We start from the raw sequence: 3,320 nt of genomic DNA on the forward strand, positions 1-3,320 counted from the left end.
TACGCAGAGTCCTGCCGGCGCCGGTCCCGAGGTCGGTCCCCTGCGTGAGCGCCGGCAGCGGCTGTTCCAGGGGCTGCAGAAGATGGGCCGCAGTCTGCAGTTGCCGATCGCGGTGCTGCCGGCGGCGGGCATCCTCAACCGGCTGGGTCAGCCGGACGTGTTCGGGGACGACGGTCTGGGGTGGACGGACGTCTCCAAGGTGATGGCGGGCGCGGGCGGCGCGCTGCTGGACGGTTCGCTGGGGCTGCCGCTGCTGTCGATGGCGGTGACGTGGGGGCTGGGGGTGCACGACGGGTTCAGTTTCTCGGCGGGGCTGATCGACTACGTCATCAACTGGAACCTGGCGACGAGACCGTGGGCGATCGTCCCGATCGGGCTGTGCTTCGCGGCGGTGTACTACGCGGTCTTCCGGTTCGCGATCACGAAGTTCGACCTGAGGACGCCGGGCCGGGAGGCGGAGGAGGAGGTGGAGGACACCACCAAGGCCTGACCGCGGGGGCGCCGGCGGCGGGAGTGCTGCCGGCGGGCATCGCGTTTGCGGGCGTCGTCTTTTAGTCTGGAACCGGTCGTCCAAGCCCTCGGACCATGGGTCCGGGGGCCTTTCGGTGCGTCCGGAGGAACGGGGAGGAACGGCCGCGGGACGGGCACGGAGTGTAGCCCTCCGGTCGCGGAATCCGAGGGTTCCTTATATCGCCTTCATCATGCTAGAAACAGGTCTACACCACTCAGTGGTGTAGACCACCACGATGGAGGAAGTATGAGCACCGCCACCGCCTCGGCGGCTCCCGCGAAGAAGCGGGGATCCGGCCTGTTCCAGGGCCTGCAAAAGGTGGGTCGCAGTCTGCAGTTGCCGATCGCGGTGCTGCCGGCGGCGGGCATCCTGCTGCGGTTCGGCCAGCCCGATGTGTTCGGCGCCGACGGTCTCGGCTGGGACAGGGTCGCGGCCGTGTTCGCCACCGCGGGTGGCGCGATCTTCGACAATCTGCCGCTGCTGTTCTGCATCGGTGTGGCCATCGGCTTCGCCAAGAAGGCGGACGGCTCCACGGCGCTCGCCGCCCTGGTCGGCTTCCTGGTCTACAGCAACGTCCTGAAGGCGTTCCCCGTCACCGAGGCGAAGGTGCAGGCCGGCGAGGACATAGCCGCGACCTACAACAACCCCGGTGTGCTCGGCGGCATCCTGATGGGTCTGCTGGCGGCGGTGCTCTGGCAGCGGTTCCACCGGACGAAGCTGGTGGACTGGCTCGGCTTCTTCAACGGCCGCCGGCTCGTGCCGATCATCATGGCGTTCGTCGGCACCGTGATGGGTGTCTTCTTCGGCCTGGTCTGGGAGCCGATCGGTGACGGCATCTCGGCGGTCGGCGAGTGGATCACCGGGCTCGGCGCGGTCGGCGCGGGTCTGTTCGGCCTGATCAACCGCGCGCTGATCCCGATCGGCATGCACCAGTTCGTGAACACCGTCTCCTGGTTCCAGATCGGCGACTTCACCAACGCCGCGGGCGAGGTCGTGCACGGTGACCTGAACCGCTTCTTCGCGGGCGACCCGGACGCCGGAATGTTCATGTCGGGCTTCTTCCCGATCATGATGTTCGGTCTGCCGGCCGCCGCGATCGCCATCGCGCACGCCGCCCGCCCGGAGCGCCGCAAGGCCGTGATGGGCATGATGGTCTCCCTCGCGCTGACCTCCTTCGTGACCGGTGTGACCGAGCCCATCGAGTTCGCGTTCATGTTCATCGCCCCGGCGCTGTACGTGATCCACGCGGTGCTCACCGCCCTGTCCATGGCGATCACCTGGGCGCTCGGGGTGCACACGGGCTTCACCTTCTCCGCGGGCGCCATCGACTACGGGCTCAACTGGAACCTGGCGACCAGACCATGGCTGATCATCCCCATCGGTCTGGTGTTCGCGGCGATCTACTACGTGCTCTTCCGCTTCGCCATCGTCAAGTTCAACCTGCCGACCCCGGGCCGCGAGCCCGAGGAGGAGGTCGAGGACACCACCAAGGCGTGAGCGGTCCTCGTCGTCCCACGGCGACAGCGTGACCGAGGCCCCGGAGCCGTCGAGGACGACGGCTCCGGGGCCTCGGTGCGTGCGGGCGCGGGCGGGCCCGCGGGCCTGCGGGCGGGCAAGGCACGGGGGGTCAGATCACGTACGTCACGCCGGGCGCCGCCAGTTCCACCGGTCCGTCGTAGACCGCGCGCGCGTCGGCGAGGTTGACCTGCGGGTCGGTCCACGGGGCGATGTGGGTGAGGACCAGCCGGCGGGCGCGGGCGCGGGCCGCCGACTCACCCGCCTCGCGGCCGTTGAGGTGCAGGTCGGGGATGTTCTCCTTGCCGGCGGTGAAGGCGGCCTCGCACAGGAAGAGGTCGGTGTCGTGGGCGAGTTCGTCGAGCGCGGTGCTCACCCCGGTGTCGCCGGAGTACGTCAGCGACTTCCCTCCGTGCTCGATGCGGATGGCGTACGCCTCCACCGGGTGCGCGACGCGTTCGGTGTGCACGACGAACGGGCCGAGCTCGAAGGTGGACGGCTTGACCGTGTGGAAGTCGAAGACCTCGCTCATGGAGGAGGCGGAGGGGGTGTCGGCGTAGGCCGTGGTCAGCCGGTGCTCCGTGCCCTCGGGTCCGTAGACCGGGAGCGGGTCGCAGCGGCCTCCGTCGTGCCGGTAGTAGCGCACCACGAAGTACGCGCACATGTCGATGCAGTGGTCGGCGTGCAGGTGGCTGAGGAAGATCGCGTCCAGGTCGTAGAGACCGCAGTGGCGCTGCAACTCGCCCAGGGCGCCGTTGCCCATGTCGAGGAGCAGCCGGAAGCCGTCGGCCTCGACGAGGTAGCTCGAACAGGCCGATTCCACGGACGGGAACGACCCCGAGCAGCCGACGACGGTGAGCTTCATGAAGCAGAAACCTCCGCTGGCGGGGTAGTGAAAACGGGGGTCGTGCGGTTCATCGAGCGTAAGGCGCAAAACCTTTGGTCGCTCCTCCGCCAGGGTCTGTTGTGGGGGAACTCACCTGCGCTGTCACCGGTTCGATGGGAAGCGGATCACGTAGGGCGCGCGAGAGGGCGCGCGGCTGTAGCCCGCGCCGGTACGGTCGGGTCATGAACACGTCGTGGTGGCTCGCACTCGTCGCGGTGGTCCTGCTCGCGCTGGTCGCCGCGCTCGTCGACGGATGGGGCCGGGGACACCGGCACCGGGCCCGCCTCCGGAGTGCGCCGGCCGGGGCGGGGACCGTGACGGACACCGGGGACGGCCGGCCCCGGCCCACGGAGATCTGGTGGGCGGACGTGCCCTACGCGGACGTGCCGCGGGCGGGGGACGGGGGGC

Annotated in this window: 2 protein-coding genes and 2 pseudogenes; 3 read left to right on the forward strand and 1 reads right to left on the reverse strand. The window is 69.5% G+C overall.

The window, feature by feature from the left end; translation table 11 throughout:
- Positions 1–490 (forward strand): annotated as a pseudogene (locus tag AOK11_RS37230) (hypothetical protein); the annotation flags it as partial.
- Positions 491–757: 267 nt separating this feature from the next.
- Positions 758–2,008, forward strand: coding sequence for a PTS transporter subunit EIIC (locus tag AOK11_RS37235; RefSeq protein ID WP_055598047.1), 1,251 nt, complete (start codon positions 758–760; stop codon positions 2,006–2,008).
- A 130-nt stretch (positions 2,009–2,138) separates the two neighbouring features.
- On the opposite strand, the gene AOK11_RS37240 is transcribed toward AOK11_RS37235, so the two are convergent.
- Positions 2,139–2,891: an MBL fold metallo-hydrolase gene (locus AOK11_RS37240; protein ID WP_055598048.1), complete on the reverse strand. Its 753-nt coding sequence runs from the start codon at positions 2,889–2,891 to the stop codon at positions 2,139–2,141.
- 203 nt (positions 2,892–3,094) lie between these two features.
- Between AOK11_RS37240 and AOK11_RS37245 the strand changes: the two are divergent.
- Positions 3,095–3,320: pseudogene (locus AOK11_RS37245) on the forward strand (type II toxin-antitoxin system PemK/MazF family toxin); the annotation flags it as partial.

This window comes from Streptomyces hirsutus (assembly GCF_001418415.1).
GTDB classification, from domain to species: domain Bacteria; phylum Actinomycetota; class Actinomycetes; order Streptomycetales; family Streptomycetaceae; genus Streptomyces; species Streptomyces hirsutus.